This is a genomic window from Thermosynechococcus sp. NK55a (assembly GCF_000505665.1).
GTDB lineage: Bacteria > Cyanobacteriota > Cyanobacteriia > Thermosynechococcales > Thermosynechococcaceae > Thermosynechococcus.
This window is the reverse complement of record NC_023033.1, coordinates 1,768,453-1,787,852: the sequence shown is the minus strand read 5'-3', so window position 1 is coordinate 1,787,852 and position 19,400 is coordinate 1,768,453. Positions and strand designations below refer to the sequence as shown.

The 19,400-nt window shown below is 54.6% G+C and carries 12 protein-coding genes, 1 tRNA gene and 1 pseudogene; 12 read left to right on the top strand and 2 right to left on the bottom strand.

The window, feature by feature from the left end:
* Positions 1 to 66 precede the first annotated feature (66 nt).
* The gene (locus NK55_RS08695; RefSeq protein WP_024125370.1) at positions 67 to 2,193 is read left to right on the top strand and encodes a HAMP domain-containing sensor histidine kinase; all 2,127 of its coding nucleotides are present in this window, start codon (positions 67 to 69) and stop codon (positions 2,191 to 2,193) included.
* Here the strand turns inward: NK55_RS08695 and hemL are convergent.
* Positions 2,184 to 3,419 carry a glutamate-1-semialdehyde 2,1-aminomutase gene (hemL, locus tag NK55_RS08690; RefSeq protein WP_315862939.1) on the bottom strand — a complete coding sequence of 412 codons (1,236 nt, stop codon included), beginning with the start codon at positions 3,417 to 3,419 and terminating at the stop codon, positions 2,184 to 2,186. The genes NK55_RS08695 and hemL overlap by 10 nt on opposite strands.
* A gap of 680 nt (positions 3,420 to 4,099) precedes the next feature.
* Here hemL and NK55_RS08685 point away from each other — a divergent pair.
* The 5 genes and pseudogenes from NK55_RS08685 (at position 4,100) to NK55_RS08665 (ending at position 11,750) form a co-directional block, all read left to right on the top strand.
* A complete protein-coding gene (locus NK55_RS08685) occupies positions 4,100 to 4,336 on the top strand; it encodes a hypothetical protein (protein WP_024125367.1) in 237 nt (78 codons plus the stop codon).
* A pseudogene (locus tag NK55_RS08680) lies at positions 4,282 to 5,132 on the top strand (prepilin peptidase). The gene NK55_RS08685 and the pseudogene NK55_RS08680 overlap by 55 nt, the downstream one beginning before the upstream one ends.
* Positions 5,133 to 5,255: 123 nt before the next feature.
* On the top strand, positions 5,256 to 7,931 hold the full coding sequence (gene alaS / locus NK55_RS08675; protein ID WP_024125366.1) for an alanine--tRNA ligase: 2,676 nt from the start codon (positions 5,256 to 5,258) through the stop codon (positions 7,929 to 7,931).
* 33 nt (positions 7,932 to 7,964) lie between these two features.
* Positions 7,965 to 9,197 carry an LL-diaminopimelate aminotransferase gene (locus tag NK55_RS08670; RefSeq protein WP_024125365.1) on the top strand — a complete coding sequence of 411 codons (1,233 nt, stop codon included), beginning with the start codon at positions 7,965 to 7,967 and terminating at the stop codon, positions 9,195 to 9,197.
* Positions 9,198 to 9,206: 9 nt separating this feature from the next.
* Complete coding sequence (locus NK55_RS08665) at positions 9,207 to 11,750, top strand: O-antigen ligase family protein (protein ID WP_024125364.1); 2,544 nt, start codon at positions 9,207 to 9,209, stop codon at positions 11,748 to 11,750.
* A gap of 27 nt (positions 11,751 to 11,777) precedes the next feature.
* On the opposite strand, the gene NK55_RS08660 is transcribed toward NK55_RS08665, so the two are convergent.
* Positions 11,778 to 11,851, bottom strand: a tRNA-Met gene (locus NK55_RS08660).
* Positions 11,852 to 12,169: 318 nt separating this feature from the next.
* On the opposite strand from NK55_RS08660, the gene NK55_RS08655 reads away from it, so the two are divergent.
* The 6 genes from NK55_RS08655 to NK55_RS08630 all read left to right on the top strand — a co-directional run bounded on the left by NK55_RS08655 (position 12,170) and on the right by NK55_RS08630 (position 19,398).
* Complete coding sequence (locus NK55_RS08655) at positions 12,170 to 12,775, top strand: hypothetical protein (RefSeq protein WP_024125363.1); 606 nt, start codon at positions 12,170 to 12,172, stop codon at positions 12,773 to 12,775.
* Between the two features lie 51 nt (positions 12,776 to 12,826).
* Complete coding sequence (locus tag NK55_RS08650) at positions 12,827 to 13,525, top strand: response regulator transcription factor (RefSeq protein WP_024125362.1); 699 nt, start codon at positions 12,827 to 12,829, stop codon at positions 13,523 to 13,525.
* An 84-nt stretch (positions 13,526 to 13,609) separates the two neighbouring features.
* A complete protein-coding gene (leuS, locus tag NK55_RS08645) occupies positions 13,610 to 16,177 on the top strand; it encodes a leucine--tRNA ligase (protein ID WP_024125361.1) in 2,568 nt (855 codons plus the stop codon).
* A 114-nt stretch (positions 16,178 to 16,291) separates the two neighbouring features.
* On the top strand, positions 16,292 to 16,498 hold the full coding sequence (locus tag NK55_RS08640; protein WP_024125360.1) for a DUF2839 domain-containing protein: 207 nt from the start codon (positions 16,292 to 16,294) through the stop codon (positions 16,496 to 16,498).
* Positions 16,499 to 16,505: 7 nt separating this feature from the next.
* Positions 16,506 to 17,753: a D-alanyl-D-alanine carboxypeptidase gene (locus tag NK55_RS08635; protein ID WP_024125359.1), complete on the top strand. Its 1,248-nt coding sequence runs from the start codon at positions 16,506 to 16,508 to the stop codon at positions 17,751 to 17,753.
* 13 nt (positions 17,754 to 17,766) lie between these two features.
* Positions 17,767 to 19,398 (top strand): helicase HerA domain-containing protein, encoded by a 1,632-nt coding sequence (locus NK55_RS08630; protein WP_024125358.1) that lies wholly within the window; start codon positions 17,767 to 17,769, stop codon positions 19,396 to 19,398.
* The last annotated feature ends 2 nt before the right edge of the window (positions 19,399 to 19,400 follow it).

The following is a 19,400-nucleotide window of genomic DNA, read 5'->3' as shown; positions in this document are numbered from 1 at the left end:
AAAACCAGTGGCAGGGCATCCTATCTCCTTATTTGATGTACCCCAGTTCAGAAAAGGACTGTATCCATGAATTCCCTCTCCCTAGCGAGCTTTACTGAACCGGCAATGGCGGTGGGGGCCGGTCTGTCTCTCAAGGAGGTGTATCAGCGTTGGCAAGAAACCCTCCCAGAAACGATCGTCGTTGTGGATGAGGGGCAAAAACCTGTGGGGGTGGTGCAGGGCTGGGGGTTGGCTTTGAGTTTGGAGCGGGAAGGGACGTTAGCCGACTTCGCGGTAGGCAGTGTGACGGCTCCTTGGCGATCGCCCGTGGTGGGGGTACCGGCAGTGTGGACGCTATTGCAGTTTCAGGAATGGCTGCGCACTCAAGCCCAGATGCCCCCCTATATTGCGGTTGTGGATGCACAGGAGTGCTTTGTGGGACTGCTGGATCAGCGACGCTTGCTCTATCATTGGGCCTGCCAGCCCCCTTTGCCTTGGCTGGCAGTGATTGAACAATTGCCTTTGCCAGTACAAATTCAAAACGCCCAAGGGAGAGTGATTTGGCAAAATCATGCTTGGTCAGAATACTTAACTGACTTTTTGCCGCTGGTACAGACTAAATTTGAGGGCATGAGTTGTCAGGCACTAGAGGGGCGATCGCTCTGGCAGGTGTGCTCATTTCCCTTGAATTTAATGTCGTTGGACTGGGAGAAAGCACAGAGCAGTGTGGCGATCGCTAGCGATCGCTATTGGGTATTTTTTGCCCAACAGCGCCAAGAGGCTGATCCAACGACCCCCACCCGCTTGCAGCAACTCCGCCTCCATCAGCAAAAGCGCCTCCTCCTGAGCTTGGGACATGAACTCAAAAACCCCCTAACGGCAATCCTCGGCCTTACCCAACTCCTGTGGCAACACCCCCTACCCGAGCAACAGGACTACCTTGCCCTAATCCAGCGTAGCGGTTGGCAAATGAATCGCCTCATTCAGGCATGGCAGGACTACACCCGCGCCCTCTGGCGAGAGTTGGAATTGCAATGGGAAACTGTAGAACTGGCGGATTTGTGGTTGCGATCGCAGGAGTTGGCGGAGCATCTCTACAATCTGACCCCGCCGAGTTGGCATTGGCAAATTGATCAGCCCTTGAGTCATGTCTACCTCTGGGGCGACGCTTTGCGGCTACGGCAGATTCTTGGCCATCTCCTAGGGTGGCTGATGCTCTTTCCCAGCGATCGCTATGGACTGCGCTTGAGTCGCTGGCAAAATTGGCTGGCGTTGCAACTGTGGGAAGAGGGACATGGTATTCCTCTTCAGGATCACGATCGCCTGCTACACGAATGCCTCGAGGACTACGCCGAAGTAACAATGGGGCTGATGCTAGCCCACCAACTCTGTCGTCTCCACAATGGTGAGCTTTCCTTTATCGCCCAAGCCGATCGCTGGAGTGAGTGGACAGTGCTGCTGCCCTTTAGGGAGGAACTTCCCCCTGAATTGCCCACTACAGCTCAATTGATCCTTTTAATCAGTAATGATGCCACGTGGATCATGCACACCACTGCCGCATTGCGAGACAGCCATTACGGATATATGGTCGCTCGCCATCCCCTTGAAGCGCTGGATAAGCTGGAGCAACTGCAACCCACAGCAATTATCGTCCGCCCCGCCAGTAGTCTCATTCTGGCTGATGTGGTTGAAAGTCTTGCCACCAGTCCCTTCACTGCCACTGTGCCATTGATTATCCTCTCCGATGAGGCCACTCCTTTGGGCCTGACCGGTTTTGTGCAACGGCTGCCCTTGAGTAGTCATCCCAGTCTGCTGATCGATGTCCTCGATCGCTGGTGTTTTCCGCGACTGACTTCTCCAGCGGCAAAACCAACCTTTGAGCATCCCCTCCTGAATCAGACGGTACTTCGCCTCGGTTTACTCCATGAAATTAGTCTACCCCACCTGCGGCTTCTCGAAGCAGAAGACCTTGAACAGGCCGATCTCTTGGTGGATATTTGGCAGCCTGACGTTCTGATTTGGGACTTGCCCGCTGCGGAAGTCCCCCATCTGGAGAATCACCCCAAACTGCGAAAACTCCCCGTGATTACCTTGGCAGAAGATAGCAGCCGAGCCATTCATCAATTGGGAGATGTCATGGTCTTTCCCTGCCTCAACCTTGAGGACTTAATGGATGTGGTGCTCCTTGCCGCCACGGTAAAGACTCAAAGCTGACTCAGGACTGTCCGCGCCGCCGCAATGGTGCGCTCAATATCCGCCTCCGTATGGGCAAGGGAGGTAAAGCCCGCTTCAAACTGGGATGGCGCAAGGTAAATCCCCTGCTCTAGCATGCCGCGGTGGAAGGCAGCAAACTTTTTCAAATCGGACTGCTTGGCTTGATCATAGTTGGTCACCGGACCAGCGGTGAAAAAGAGGCCAAACATACCACTGATGTGCCCACCACACACCTCGTGGCCAAACTCCCGGGCAGCGTCTAAAAGTCCCTGTACCAGCTTGCCCGTGATCCGATCCAAGTACTCATAGCTGCCGGGGCGGCTGAGAATTTCCAGGGTTTTAATGCCCGCTGTCATTGCCAAGGGATTGCCAGAGAGGGTACCCGCTTGATACACAGGCCCCGCAGGCGCCACCATCTTCATAATGTCAGCGCGACCACCATAGGCACCCACGGGCAGACCACCGCCAATCACTTTTCCGAGGGTAGTTAGATCCGGTGTGACCCCAAATTTTTCTTGGGCACCGCCATAGGCAATGCGAAAGCCCGTCATCACTTCGTCAAAGACCAAGAGGGCGCCATATTGTTTCGTCAGCTCCCGCAGTCCTTCGAGAAAGCCCGCATCGGGGGGAATAAAGCCAGCATTGCCAACCACGGGTTCAAGGATCACACCCGCAATATCATTGGGATACTGTTCAAAGAGGCGAGTGACCGCTTCCAGATCGTTGTAGGGCGCCGTTAATGTTGCGGCGGTGGTTGCTTTCGGCACGCCGGGAGAATCGGGTAAACCCAAGGTGGCGACGCCTGACCCCGCCTTGACCAAGAACATATCAGCATGGCCGTGGTAGCAGCCTTCAAATTTGATCACTTTTTCCCGCTGGGTATAGGCACGCATTAGCCGCAGCACTGCCATACAGGCTTCGGTTCCGGAATTCACAAAGCGCACCATCTCAACGCTAGGGACAGCGGCAATCACCATTTCCGCCAAGATATTCTCAAGCAGGCAGGGGGCACCAAAGCTAGTTCCCTTTTCGAGGGCGGCATGGAGGGCGTCAATGACTTCAGGATGGGCATGGCCAACGATCGCGGGTCCCCAAGACCCCACATAGTCAATGTATTGGTTGCCGTCCACATCCCAAATGTGGGCACCCCTGACGTGATCAAAGACAATGGGCTGGCCGCCGACGGACTTGAAGGCACGCACAGGTGAACTGACGCCACCGGGCATGAGTTTTTGGGCAGCGGCAAAAATTTCTTGGGATTTGGTGGTCTGAAAAACAGTCGTGGTCAACGTCAACTCCCTCAAGCATTGGCGTGCTCACAGTATTATAGGCAATTCTTCTGCTCCTTAACCCCACAAGGGCACATGTTGCAATTCTTTACGGTCTTGGCGGTTGATTTATGGCTTTTGGGAGAATCACACTGGATTTTTAGCCACAGCACAGCTATCTTTACAAGAGGTCTATTGTCGTCCACGCCACTTCTGCCAACTTTCTCCATCTTCTCCCACTGAATTACTCCTCTACGGTGGCAACTAGTCTTCATGCCCACACATGGCTGGAACCAGGGGAGTGTATTTGGCCTCAACCCAAGCCCGTGCAAGTCATGCTTCCCCTCAAGGAATCCTTGCTAAATCAGCACTTCAGCATAGCAATAGCGATCGCGGGGGTCTTGGCATGATGAAACAACCAATTCTTTAGTAATACTCTCCTCAGGTGATTTCCCAGGGAAGACGTCCTCGCTCTGTGGTAGCTCTATCTCTCCCTTGGTGAAGAGAAGATCATCAATTTTCAGGCGGCGGATTTCAGATCTGCTTTTGCATAGGCGGAGCACTTGGTGAGAACTAAATGGTTGACTTAAAGCCAAACATCACCGTTTCTCATTGTTCGATTGCCGAGGAGTGGGGCAGTGCCAGTTTTACAAACCATGGAAACCGTTGATACCCCCCTATTAGCCGCTGCTCAATCCATCTATAATCTCTACCAGCAGGTTCATGGGGCAAAAACGGTGCCTGCAGGTGTTGCTATTAATCGGCAAACCCTACGGGGTTATGTGCTGTTTACTAGCCAGCCAGTCCTGCTGCCCCAAGAATGCTTTATTCCCTACGATCATCTGCCGGAAGTAACACGCCTATCAATGCACTAACTGTTTTGACCTTTGCCAGCTACTGCTTTGTTTTTGGCCTTGGGGCAGCGGTGGGAAGCTTTCTCAATGTTGTGATCTACCGTGTGCCAAGGGGGCGATCGCTCCTCTATCCACCGTCTCGCTGCCCGATCTGTTTGACAACGCTCAAGCCCTGGGACAATATCCCGATTTTGGGCTGGCTATTCCTGCGGGGGCAATGTCGGTATTGCCATGCGCCAATTTCTTGGCGGTATCCTGCGATTGAGCTGTTGACGGCACTGCTTTATGTCCTGATTGTGGCTGTCAGTGGTTGGCAGGGGCAAACGCTGGTGCTGTGGCTGCTGAGTGCATGGCTCTTGGCCTTGGCCTTGATTGATCTTGATACGATGACGCTGCCCCATCCCCTGACGAAGTGGGGGTTGATCACTGGGTTGCTCGTGAGAGGCTTAACCACGGGTCTAGGAGGACTTACAGAGGGGATCATTGCCGCAGTGATTGGCATTTGGCTTTTTGATCTGATCCGCTGGGGGGGAGCGATCGCCTTTCATCAAGAGGTAATGGGCGGCGGAGACGGTAAACTAGCAGCGATGATCGGCGCTTGGCTGGGTTGGCAGGGGCTGCTTGTTACGTTTTTTTGGCCTGTGCCCTCGGTGGCCTCATGGGGGGATTCGGTATTGCCCTGGGTTGGATTCAGCGCCGCCAGCCCATTCCCTTTGGCCCTTTTCTAGCAGTGGCGGCCATCTTTAGCGGTCTCTTTGGCCGCCAATTGATTCATCTTTACCTGGAAACCTTTTTACGCGGCGTGTTTGTTCCCTAAGCGAATGCCATGGAGGTAGAGACTTCAACTTGGCGATCGCCCATGGATTTCACATCCAAGACAATCCAGTATGATGGAATAGTATTTTTGCCGTTTATTACGCTCCGTTGAGACTTCGCTCCAATGACCTCCTCCCCCTCTGCGTCGGCGATCACTGCTCTCACCGGTGATCAAATTCGCCAGAAATTCCTCGATTTCTATGCGGCCAAAGGACACACCATCTTACCGAGTGCGTCCCTGATTCCTGAGGATCCAACGGTGCTGCTGACGATCGCTGGCATGCTCCCCTTCAAGCCAATTTTCCTCGGTCAAGAAGCGCCGAAGGTGCCCCGCGCCACCACCGCTCAAAAATGTCTGCGCACCAATGACATTGAAAATGTGGGTCGCACCGCTCGCCACCACACGTTCTTTGAAATGCTGGGCAACTTTAGCTTTGGCGACTACTTCAAGGCGGAGGCCATTGCTTGGGCATGGGAGCTGATGACCACGGTTTATGGTTTAGCTCCGGAACGCCTCTTGGTGAGCGTCTTTGAAAATGACGATGAGGCCTATGACATTTGGCATCGCCAAGTGGGCTTACCCAAGGAGCGCATCCAGCGCATGGGCGAGGAGAGCAACTTTTGGACGGCGGGGCCGACGGGTCCCTGTGGCCCTTGTTCTGAGATTTACTACGACTTCTATCCAGAAAAGGGGCTAGCTAACGTTAATCTCGATGACGATGGCCGCTTCATCGAACTCTACAACTTAGTGTTCATGGAGTTGAACCAAGACGACCAAGGTCGCCGTACCCCCCTCAAGGCGAAAAACATTGATACCGGTATGGGCTTGGAGCGGATGGCGCAGGTGCTCCAAGGGGTGCCCAACAACTACGAAACGGACTTAATTTTCCCAATTATTGAGGCAGCCGCGCAGCGAGCCGGGATTCAGTACCCCAAAGCCAATGCCAGCACCCAAACCTCCCTCAAAGTGATTGGTGATCACACCCGTGCGGTGGTTCATCTCATTGCCGATGGTGTCACTGCCAGTAATGTGGGGCGTGGCTATGTCCTGCGGCGGTTGATTCGGCGGATTGTGCGCCATAGTCGGCTGTTGGGAATCAATGGGCTGGTAACCCCTGATCTTGCTCAAGTGGCGATTGATCTGGCTGCCCCTGTCTATCCCAATGTCCGCGAGCGGCAGGCAGTCATTCTCAGCGAGCTCCAGCGGGAGGAGGAACAGTTTCTCAAAACCTTGGATCGGGGTGAGAAGCTCTTGGCGGAGATGCTGTCTCCCCTGAAGAAGGCTAAGGGCAAAAAACGCAGTCAACCGCAACTGGCAGGGCGCGATGCCTTTGTTCTTTTTGATACCTATGGCTTCCCATTGGAGTTGACCCAAGAGATTGCCGCAGAGCAAGGTATTGGTGTGGATGTGGCTGAGTTTGAAGCCTGTATGGCGGAGCAGCGACAACGTTCCCAAGCAGCCCACGAAACTATTGATATTACCGTTCAGGAGGGGATTGATTCCCTGGCGGATCAACTGCATCCTACGCAGTTTCGCGGCTATGACGAGTTTAGTTTGACAACGACAGTAACAGCGATTTTGGTGGCGGGTCATCCGGTAACAACGGCAACGGCAGGAACGGAAGTGCAGGTGATCCTTGAGGAAACCCCCTTTTATGCCGAATCGGGGGGTCAAATTGGCGATCGCGGGTACTTGGCTGGCAGTGATGCCCTGGTGCACATCCACGATGTGCAAAAGCAAAAGGAATTGTTTGTTCACTACGGCAAAGTGGAGCGCGGTAGCCTAAAGGTGGGCGATCGCGTGACTGCACAAATTAATCTCAGTTGTCGGCGGCGGGTACAGGCACACCACACAGCAACGCACCTCTTGCAGGCGGCCTTGAAAAAGCTGATTGACGAGAACATTTCCCAAGCGGGGTCACTGGTGGCCTTTGATCGGCTGCGCTTTGACTTTAATTGTCCCCGTGCCCTGACCCATGAGGAGCTGCAACAGATTGAAGATCAAATTAACGCCTGGATCAGCGAAAGCCACACCACCCACACTTATATCATGGCCCTGAAGGAAGCCAAGGCCAGGGGAGCGATCGCCATGTTTGGCGAAAAATATGGTGAGCAGGTGCGAGTTCTCGATATTCCCGGTGTCTCTATGGAACTCTGTGGTGGCACCCATGTCCACAACACCGCTGAAATTGGCCTCTTTAAGATTGTGAGTGAAAGTGGGGTGGCCGCTGGAATTCGTCGCATTGAAGCCATTGCTGGCCCGGCGGTGCGTGACTATTTGCAACAGCGCGATAGCATTGTCCGCGAGCTGTGCGATCGCTTCAAAGCCAAACCGGAAGAGGTTCTCGACCGCATTAGCCAACTACAAGCAGATCTCAAAGCCCAGCAAAAGGCACTGGAACACCTCAAAGCGGAACTGACCCTCGCCAAGACCCAAGCCCTCTTGGAGCAGGCTGAAGCCGTCGGCAATACCCACCTTCTCATTGCCTCACTGGCGGGCGTGGATCCCCAAGGGCTAAAAACCGCCGCCGAGTGGCTCCTAAATAAATTGGGTAGTGGAGCTGTGGTGTTGGCCACTCAACCTGCTGCTGACAAAGTGAACCTCTTAGTAGCTGCCAGTCAGGATATTGTGCAGCGGGGTGTGCATGCCGGTCAACTAGTCGCAGAACTTGCCCAAGTCTGTGGCGGGCGCGGTGGGGGGCGTCCCAACTTTGCCCAAGCGGGGGGATCTCAACCGGAAAAATTGGCCGCGGCGCTGGAATTGGCGCACTCTCGCCTGAAAGGGATTCTCGAATCCTGATATATTGACCTTCTGTTCCCACTCAACCGCACTATGGCCTTTGTTAACGCAAACTACCTCAAACTCAAAGCGGGGTATCTGTTTCCAGAAATTGCCCGCCGTGTCAATCAATTTTTGCAAGCCCATCCCGATGCTCCCCTGATTCGCCTAGGGATTGGTGATGTCACCGAACCACTGCCGGCGGCCTGTCGCCAGGCGATGATCAAAGCCGTCGAAGAAATGGGCGATCGTGCCACCTTCAAAGGCTATGGCCCTGAGCAGGGGTATCCCTGGCTGCGGGAAAAAATTGCTGCCCACGACTTCCAATCGCGGGGCTGTGACATTGATGCCAGTGAAATTTTTATCTCTGATGGCTCCAAGTGCGACACCGGCAATATCCTGGACATTTTTGGCAGCAACAACCGCATTGCCGTTACAGACCCCGTCTATCCCGTCTATGTGGATACCAATGTCATGGCAGGGCATACGGGCGAAGCCAATGAACGGGGGGAGTACGCTGGACTGGTCTATTTGCCAATTACCGCTGAAAATCACTTCACTGCCATGCTACCCAGTGAACCTGTGGACTTAATCTACCTCTGCTTCCCCAACAACCCCACCGGTGCAGTGGCCCCGCGGGAGCATTTGCAGGCCTGGGTAGACTATGCCCGTGCCCACAAAGCAATCATCTTCTTCGATGCTGCCTACGAAGCCTTTATTACCGATCCGGCTATTCCCCACTCGATCTATGAAATCCCCGGTGCCCGCGAGTGCGCCATTGAATTCCGTTCCTTCTCCAAAAATGCCGGCTTTACGGGAACCCGCTGCGCTTTTACCGTTGTGCCCAAGGATCTCAAGGGAGAAACCAGCGGTGGCGAAGTGGTGCAGCTCTGGTCGCTTTGGCTACGGCGACAATCCACGAAGTTTAATGGCGTCTCCTATATTGTGCAGCGGGGCGCCGAAGCCGTCTATTCTGAAGCCGGCCAAGCCCAAGTACGGGAATTGGTGACCTTTTATATGGAAAATGCCCGTCTTATCCGCGAAAAACTGACCCAAGCAGGCTTTGAGGTCTATGGCGGTGTCAATGCCCCCTACGTTTGGCTGAAGACACCTGCCGGTATGGGTAGTTGGGACTTTTTCGATAAATTGCTGCACACCTGCTTTGTAGTGGGTACTCCCGGTGCTGGCTTCGGGGCCGCGGGCGAGGGTTATCTGCGTCTTTCGGCCTTCAATAGCCGCGAGAATGTGGTTGAGGCCATGGACCGCGTCGTGGCAGCCTTTACTTGAGGAGACTGGATGAGCCAGGGGGAAAGCTGGCAGGAAAAAGCCGCTAGGCAAGAGGGGATATTGCTGGGGCTCCTCAGCGCAGCCGGCTATGCCCTTTTTACCCTTCTGCCGGACAGTCACAGCCTAATGGTGGCTTGGCCTTGGGTACTCCTGTGGCAAGCGGCAGTGGGGGTGCCTCTCCTTTGGTTTTTGCAGGTGTTGGCCTATCAACGGCGGGTGCAGCCCTTGGGGAATGGCTTTGATGGCGTGGTGCTGTTACTCCTGTTGGCATTGGGGATTTCCGGAACCCTGAGTGCCTTTCCCAATCAGGCTCGCTGGTATGGCTGGGCACTCTTGGGGGGAATCGCTGTCCTTTATCCCCTAGGGGCTTGGTTGCGCACTCCAGAGCGACGCTGGCAAATCGTGGGCTTTCAAGGCTATCTCACTGCCCTCGTGATCCTTGTCAGTTTAAGTCTTTGGTTGGGCACAACGATCGCCACGGCAATTTTCGATACCCCCCAAGGATTACCCCCCCACCTCAATGGGGACAGTTTGGAACTCCGCAACTGGGCACCCTTTGGCCACCAAAACTATGTGGCGGGCTATCTGCTGCTAGCGTTACCTTTGGTGGGACTTTTGGCCATTGAAGCAGAAGCCAGTGAACCGTGGTGGCGATCGCGCCCATTTTGGATTGCCGTGCTGCTTTTGGGTCTAGTCACCCTCTACACCACATTTTCACGGGGGGGCGGCCTCGGCTTGCTGGCAATGGTGATTCCCCTTGGGGTGGGTTGGATTTGGCACTATCGCCGCCAGCGCCGCTCTGGGTGGGGATTCTTGGCTTTGGTGGGCTTAGCGGTGGTTGCTCTGGCCAACGATCGCCTCCGACGCAGCTTAGCGGCTCTTTTGCAGGGCGGACAAGGGAGCGAACTGGCCTACCGCTGGATTACCAGTATGGTTGGCTGGCGCATGGGAGCTGCCCACCCTCTTAGGGGGAATGGCTTGGGCAGTGTGCCCCTCTGGTATCAGCACTATCGTCCGGGCTGGGCTGGCCGCGAAGCGGAGTGGATTTATCAGCTCCACAGTACTCCTGTGCAACTGTGGGCAGAGCTGGGGATTGGTGGGACAGCCGCTTTGGCTTTAGGGGTAGGGCTCCTCGTCTATTGGGGCAGCCGCTACCGTCGCTGGTGGCCGAACTTAGAAGAGCGGGAACAACGGCTGGCGATCGCCCTCTACCTCGCCCTTTGGGGCTATGGGGTTCTCAGTCTCACGGATTTTCAGCTCGATAACGTCGGTATTGGTGGTCTCTTTCTGATTGAACTGACACTCCTAACCACCCTGATTCGCAGTGGTCAAGGTCAAATCCCTCCCGAGCGGTTACGAACCCGCTGGGCACTCTCTCTGGTGGCTGCTGGTCTGGGGATCACCGTGGCAATGGCGGCTTGGCTCACCCCCATTCATCGCGCTTGGAGCAGCAGCAGCGAAGGCTTCCTAGCACTTTTGACGCGCCCCCCCGACTGGAATCAATTTAGCGAAAAGCTCTTCCATGCCCAGGAACTCGCCCCTTGGGAACCCTACTATCCGCTGCAACTGGGCTGGAACTATGGTCAACGAGCCATGATGACAGATAACCCCACGGCCCAGGGCAATCTCTTGCGTACTGCCATCCTGGAGTTTGAGAAGGGCATTGCCCTGTCTCCCCACCTTGAGTTTGGCTATAGTAATCTGGCATGGCTTTACTGGCGCAGTGGCAATTTTGCAGCAGCAATTCCTACCTTTGTGAAAGCGGCTCAATTGGTACCCGCTAAACGGGGGAATTTTCTGGGACTAGGCTTAGCCCTCATTGGTGCTGATCAACCCCAACTTGCCACCCAAGCCTTGACCCTTGAGGTGCTGCGCCATCCCATCTTCATCACCAGTCCAGCTTGGCGGGTGGCCCCTTTGGCGCCCTTTTACCAACCAGTTCTGAAGGCGGTCACGGAGCGCTATCGTCAGCTAGGGCAAGAAATTCCCAGCGATCGCCCTGCCGGAAACTATGTGCGTCAGGTGTCAACCCTGCTGCGCTGGTGGCAAGGGGAATTGCCCTCGGCTGCTGACCCCCTCGCTGTGTGGCTGCGCCCCTTGGCCAACCCCAGGGAGACGACACTCAAGGCTCCCACAACGCTGGCAGTCTTTCTCAAGGCGTGGGCTGCCCCCAACAACCGCCGTGACCTCTTGGCCTCCATTTGGTCGGGTAGCCCAGAGCAACTGGAACAACTCGTGCGCTCCATGACTGGTCAGCCAACCCCCCTTGATTGGCTGCGTTCTGCGGCACCTGCCGTTGCCATTACCTATACCCGCGCCGGTTTTGGCGTGAATAGCCGCCACATTGATGGCCCTCAACCCACAGACTTTTTCATTGCCATTGACAACTTGCCGATGGTAACTCTGTTTGCACCGCTGTGGCCAGACAACTACTTTTTGCCCGAACTGGATCAAGCGCTAGAGGGCGATCGCCAGCGTCTTATTGCTGCCCTGCACCAAATCAAGGCCGACACCCATGCATCAGCCGGGCACAAAGACATCGAGAGTCAGTAGGCTCTGGGATTCGTTTAAAACTTGAAATGGCGGGGCATGGATTTGAACCATGGACCTTCGGGTTATGAGCCCGACGAGCTACCAGACTGCTCTACCCCGCGTTGCTTTAGCTTATTTAGCATAGCGTATTGTCTAGGGGCTTGGCAAGCGATCGCCAGCGGATTGACAACCCTTTTTTGCATAGAACGGGCTCAAAACAGCAAAAGCTCCAATTGAAAAGAATTTCATCCCCTTGAGCTATCCCCTGTTTTAGAAACAGCGCCATCAGTAAATAAAATACTATACTATTGAAGAAATAGATTATTTTAATTATCTGACTCAGACTAAATGTAGCAGCGCTAACTTACAAAACCCGCAAAAGTAAATAAATTATTAAAGTGAATTATTAAAGTGGGCTTGTTGAGCTCACTCCTTTAACCATGTGCCTACCTCCTCCGCTCCTCAGTACACTCCAAGAAATCTATCAACACCAAGCCTCAATGCTCTCTGAGAGCCCCCTGCCAACCGAAAACCAGCTTCTGCTTCTGATTGAGGCACTCCCAGAAGCAACCCGTGCCACCCTAGCAACACTGCTGATGTGCCACTCTCAGACTAAGGCGTCTGTGCCCATCAACTTGGCCTACCTCTTGACACTAGAGGGTGAAATCCTCAATCTACTTGGTGTGACATCCCCAGTACGCCCTCTGCTGACGCCGCCAGTCCTACAAAAGCTGCAAAACTATCTGCCATGGTTTAGGAAGGCTAGCCAGATTGTCCAGAATCACCTCGGTTGCGACCTTGTGCGCAATTACTGGTTGATTAGCCGCCCTAACGATCCCTGGCTGCGCACCATTCGGGTTGAGATCTTTTACAATGAGCAAGGGTCTGCTCCCGATCGCTACCTCAACGAGGAGCAGCAAGATCTGTTACAAATGTGGTTAGAGCAATTTATTCTCTACTGCTATCGCCTTTTACCCACGCTCCCAGCAGAGGCAATGGCAGCAGGAATTCCTGTTCCTCCTCAATTGCTACAAGCAGCGGCCTAACTCAAAAAGACCTTGCTCAAACTTTGGTGTCCGTCGGCCATCAATTGAATTGTGGAGCACATTCTGCTACTAGAGGATGAAACGGAACTAGCCGACCCCTTAGGTCACATCCTACGTCAAGAGGGCTACCACGTTGACGTGGCCTATGATGGTGAAACGGCTCAAGCCTACTGGCAAAGGCAGCGCCCCTACCACCTATTGATTTTGGATTGGATGGTACCCCCGCCCACAGGGCTAGAACTCTGTCAACGATGGCGCCAAGCAGGTGATGAGACCCCCGTTCTCTTTCTCACTGCTCGAGATACAGTCGATGACCGGGTATGCGGTCTGGATGCCGGTGCCGATGATTATTTGGTGAAGCCCTTTGAACTACGGGAATTGCTAGCACGGGTACGGGCACTGCTGCGACGGCGGCATGCGATGGGGTGTACAGCCCCCATTCTTTGCTGGCAGGATTTGCGTTTAGATGTTGAAGGTCGTTTGCTCTACCGGGGACAACAGTGCATCTGCCTGTCGGAAAAGGAAACGGCACTTTTGGCGCTCTTCCTCAAGCACCCGACGGAACTGCTCAGCCATGAATTGATTGCCAGTCAACTGTGGCCGGATCAGCCCTGTGTCAATCGCAACCTATTGGCAGCCCAGATTCGGCTCCTACGCCGCAAAATTGAGCACAGGGATGAACCCTCCCTGATTCAAACGGTCTATGGTCAAGGCTATCGGCTACGCCCAGTTGCTGCACCTGAAGGCTAAGGCCACCGTTGCAGCATCTTGGAGGGGGAGGGGCCAGATACAATCCAGATACAATAGATAAGCTGTTCTTTCGGGAAAACTGTTGTGGACGATCGCTACGACCCCCAAGTGATTGAGGCCAAGTGGCAACAGGAATGGGCTGCACGCCAACTGGATCGCACCGACACCGATCCGCAAAAGCCCAAATTCTATGCCCTCTCCATGTTTCCCTACCCCTCAGGGAATCTGCACATGGGGCACGTCCGCAACTATACGATTACCGATGTCATTGCCCGCTGTCGGCGGATGCAGGGTTACCGCGTTCTCCACCCCATGGGCTGGGATGCCTTTGGCCTGCCGGCGGAAAATGCTGCCATTGAACGGGGAATTCATCCCCGCCTTTGGACACAACAGAATATTGGCCAAATGCGCCAAGAACTGCAACGTCTTGGCCTCGCCTACGATTGGGAACGGGAGGTGACCACCTGTGACCCCGACTACTACCGCTGGACACAATGGCTGTTTTTGGAATTTTTTGAGGCGGGCTTGGCCTACCAGAAAGAGGCAGCGGTGAACTGGGATCCCGTGGATCAAACGGTTTTGGCCAATGAGCAGGTGGACAGTGAAGGACGGTCCTGGCGATCGGGGGCCTTAGTGGAACGGCGACTGCTGAAGCAATGGTTCCTGAAAATTACCGCCTATGCTGAGGAACTGTTGAATGACTTGGAACAACTGACCGGCTGGCCAGAGCGGGTGAAATTAATGCAGGCCAACTGGATCGGTCAGTCCACCGGTGCCTATTTGGAATTCCCAATTGTGGGCAGCAATGAGAAAATTGGTGTTTTTACCACCCGTCCCGATACCGTCTACGGCGTAACATACGTGGTACTGGCGCCAGAACATCCCCTCACGCTGAAGGTGACCACGAGCCGCCGCCGCAAAACCGTCGAAGCCTTTATTGCCAGTGTGCAACAGGAAAGTGAACTGGAACGTACAGCCGGCGATCGCCCCAAACGGGGTGTGGCCACCGGCGGCAAAGCCCTAAACCCCTTTACCGGCGAAGCAATCCCCATTTGGATTGCCGATTATGTCCTCTACGAATACGGTACCGGTGCCGTGATGGGCGTACCTGCCCACGATGAGCGGGATTTTCAGTTTGCCAAAGCCCACAAGCTCCCCATCCGCCAAGTGATTATCCCCCCAGACGGCAAAGCCAGTGCCCGCCCCAAGGCCGCCTATACAGAGCCGGGGAGATTGATCAACAGTGGTCAATTTGATGGCATGGACTCCACCGCAGCTAAAGTAGCGATTACCGAATACGCAGCGGCTCAAGGCTGGGGACGGGCGCAAGTGCAGTATCGGCTGCGGGATTGGCTCATTTCCCGCCAACGCTATTGGGGCGTCCCCATTCCCATCATTCACTGTCCGCAGTGTGGGCCAGTGCCGGTGCCGCGCTCAGAATTACCGGTGCTCCTCCCTGAAGACGTGGAGTTTACCGGTCGCGGGCCTTCTCCCTTGGCGAAGCTTGCTGCATGGCGCGATGTCCCCTGCCCGCAGTGTGGTGGGCCGGCCCAGCGGGAAACGGATACCATGGACACATTCATTGACTCCTCTTGGTACTACTTCCGCTACGCTGATGCCCGCAACAGTGAAGCCCCCTTTGACCCCGCAGCCATCAAGGACTGGTTACCGGTGGATCAGTACGTGGGGGGAATTGAGCACGCCATTCTGCATTTGCTCTACTCGCGCTTTTTTACCAAAGTCTTGCGCGATCGCCAGCTCGTGCATGTGAGTGAACCCTTTCAGCGACTGCTCACCCAAGGCATGGTTCAAGGGCGCACCTACAAAAATCCGCGCACTGGTAAATACATCATTCCCAGCCGCATCCCCGATCTCAACCAACCCACCGATCCCGACACAGGGGAAGCCCTAGAGGTGGTCTATGAGAAAATGTCCAAGTCGAAGTACAACGGCGTTGCTCCCGGCGATGTCATCCAACAGTACGGTGCCGACACAGCGCGGATGTTTATCCTCTTCAAAGCGCCCCCCGAAAAAGACCTGGAATGGGACGATGCTGACGTTGAAGGGCAGTTTCGCTTTCTCAACCGCGTCTGGCGACTCGTACAAACGTTCAAAGCCAAGGGGGGTCGGCTGGGGCAACCCCTGCCCACAACCCTAACCAAAGCCGAAAAAGATCTGCGCCGTGCCATTCACACAGCCATTAAAGAAATTAGTGAGGACATTGAAGGTGACTATCAACTGAATACGGCTGTTGCTGAACTCATGAAACTCAGTAATGCCCTCAGCAGTGCCGACTGCTACACCTCTGGGGTCTATAGCGAAGGCATCCAAACCCTACTCACCCTCCTTGCTCCCTTTGCCCCCCACATCAGCGAAGAACTTTGGCACCAACTGGGGGGCACTGATTCAATTCACCGCCAGCCTTGGCCAAAAGCAGACCCCACTGCCCTCGTTGCCGATGAAATTACCCTTGTCATTCAGGTCATGGGTAAAACCCGTGGCGCGATCCAAGTGCCAGCCGCTGCCAGCCAAGCCGAACTTGAGGAAGCTGCCAAGCACTCAGAGATTGGCCAGCGCTATCTCGCGGGTAAAACCATTAAAAAAGTCATTGTTGTGCCGGGCAAGTTGGTGAACTTCGTCCTAGAGTCCTAAAGGTAAGCCCTTGGCGGCGGTTGCTCTAGAGACTTATCAAGGACTTGTCAAGATTGCTCACCATTGCTCCCCAAAAGCTCTAGGATAAGGACTGTAACTGTTCTCGCAGCAACTATGGGTGAGGCAAAGCGGCGCAAAGAAACCCTCGGTGAGGCCTACGGTCAACAACAGGGGGGCTGGCTAAAAAAGGAGCAACTGTTGCTGATTCAGAAATGGGTGACGCGAGGAACGTGGCTGGGGATTGGCCTACTGGTGGTGATTTGGTTAACAGTGCGTTTTATCGGCCCCAGTTTTGGCTGGTGGGAATTGACGGTGAATTAGAGGGCCCATGTTGGAGCTATTGGCAGCAGTAGCATGGTACTGGGGACAGCCGCCCTTTGAGGCTCTCAAAGCAGTGATTTTTCCCTATCATGCGGCGCTGTATCAGTATCGCGATCGCTACCTGCAAACGCTAGCTGAAGAAGGCTTTGCCCCCAGCCAACAGGGGATTTGGATTCAAAGTGCCCAGCAGTTACTTGTAAACCACCAGGGAGATCGCCCCCTTCCTGCTGCATCGGTCACCAAAATCGCCACGAGCCTTGCTGTTCTCGACAAATACCCCTTTGAGCATCAGTTTCTCACTCGCATTGGCACGACAGGCAGGCTACAAAATGGTGTCCTCAGGGGGGATTTGGTCTTGATTGGCGGCAATGATCCCCTGTTTGTGTGGGAGGAGGCGATCGCCCTTGGCAATGCCCTCAATCGCTTGGGAATTCAGCAAGTGCAAGGGAACTTAGTCATCGTCCCTCCCTTTATCATGAACTTTTACTCTGACCCCCAGATCAGCGCAGAGCTATTCAAACTGGCCCTCGATCATCGCCGGTGGACCCCCGAAATTGCAGCGGCCTATGGGCAGCACCTCAAGGAACAACCGCGCCCCCAAGTGAGTATTGCCGGTGGAACACGCTTCCAAGGGACGATCCCCGCCAATGTCACGATTCGCCTAGAGCACCGCTCCCTTCCCTTAGGGGAAATTGTGCGGCAAATGAATATCTACAGCAACAATGGAATTGCAGAAATGCTGGCAGAAATGGTAGGAGGTGCTGCAACCGTGGCTCAAGTGGCTGCCCGTAAAGCCAATGTTTCCGCCGCTGAAATTCAACTGATCAATGGTTCAGGGCTGGGGGAGGAGAATCGAATTTCTCCCCGGGCAGTGTGTGGTATGCTCTTTGCCCTCCAGCAGGAGTTAGCCGCGAAAAACCACAGTTTGGCAGATGTGCTACCCATGGCAGGGCGCGACGGCGGTACATTAGAGGATCGTCAATTGCCTGCGGCAACGCTAGTGAAAACCGGTTCCCTTTGGAATGTGAGTGCCCTAGTGGGGGTCTTGCCTACGGCTCGATACGGCACTGTCTGTTTTGCACTCTTGAATGGTGGCAGCAACCTAGAGGGCTTTCGGCGGGCGCAGGATCGCTATGTGCAGCACCTCAGTCAAACCCTCCAACCGAGTCAACTACCGGGGGCGGAATTCCACAGCCAAGCTGGTGCTCCCCGCTTTGGGGATCCCCAACGGATCCAGGCTGTAACGGCGCAATAAAGACGCAATAAAGATGACGGCTCAACAACTGGGAATAGTCGTCCAAGGCTCCCTCAGTCAAGGCCTTGAAGTGCGACTCAGTGGTCAGGTTTCAGTGGAGGAACTGCGGGTTGGGCAATTTTTGGTGGTGCAAGGCCGGCGATCGCGCTTCTTTTGCCTGCTGACGGATGTGGCTCTCGGCACTGCCAATCCCCGCATTCTCCTCAATCCCCCCGCCCTTGAAGATACCTTTTTGCAGGAGGTGCTAGCAGGCAATGGCACGTTTGCCACCTTGAGTGTGGCGCCAATGCTGATGATTCTCGACGATGAGCAGGAACTCCGTCCTGTGAAAACCATTCCTGCCCACTTCAGTCCGGTTTACGAAGCCAGTGAACGAGACTTTCGTGCCGTCTTTGGCTGGGAGGACGATCCGCAGCGCCGCCACTTTGCCATTGGTACCCCTTTGGATATGGCGGTGCCCATTTGTTTGGATTTAGATCGCTTTGTGGAGCGCAGCAATGGCGTATTTGGCAAGTCGGGCACGGGCAAGTCCTTTTTGACGCGGCTGTTGTTGTCGGGGATTATCCGCAAACAGGCGGCGGTGAACCTGATTTTTGATATGCACTCGGAGTATGGCTGGGAGGCCACCCGGGAAGGCAAGCAACTGAGTACCGTTAAGGGATTGCGGCAACTGTTTCCACGCCAAGTAAAGATCTATACCCTTGACCCTGAATCCACCCAACGGCGGGGCGTGCGCGATGCCCAGGAACTCTACATTGGTTTTGATCAAATCGAGGTCGAGGACTTGGCGCTGGTGCAGGCAGAACTCAACCTCTCGGAGGCCAGCCTAGAAAATGCAATGATTCTGCGCAACGAGTTTGGTAAGGGCTGGATCACTCGCCTGCTGATGATGACCAATCAGGAGATTCAGGAGTTTTGTGAAACAAAAATGGGCAGCAAGGCTTCTATCATGGCCCTGCAACGCAAACTCACGCGGCTGGAACAACTGAAGTACCTACGCAACACCTGTAGCAAGAACTACATTGGCCAAATTTTGGCGACCCTGGCTGCAGGTCAACATGTGGTGATTGAGTTTGGCTCCCAAGCGAATATGCTCTCCTATATGCTGGCGACGAATATTATTGCCCGCCGCATTCACCAAGCCTACGTGCAGCAGTCAGAGGTCTTTCTGCAAACGAAAAATCCGAGCGATCGCCCCCGGCAACTGGTAATCACGATTGAAGAAGCTCACCGCTTCTTGGATCCAGCAACCGTAAAACAGACGATCTTTGGCACGATCGCCCGCGAAATGCGCAAGTATTTCGTGACCTTGCTGGTTGTGGATCAGCGGCCTTCCGGCATTGATAGTGAAATCATGTCGCAAATTGGTACTCGCATTACGGCCCTCCTCAACGATGAAAAAGACATTGAGGCAATTTTCACTGGGGTGCCCGGATCACAGCAGTTGCGTTCAGTGTTGGCAAAGCTGGATTCTAAACAGCAGGCTCTGGTCCTTGGCCATGCAGTGCCGATGCCAGTGGTGATTCAAACCCGTAGCTATGATGAAAGTTTCTATGGGGAAATCGGCGATCCCGACTGGCAGGAACTACCCACACCTGCGCTCTTAGAGGCGGCTGAAGCTGCTAAGTCAGATTTAGGGATTTAGCC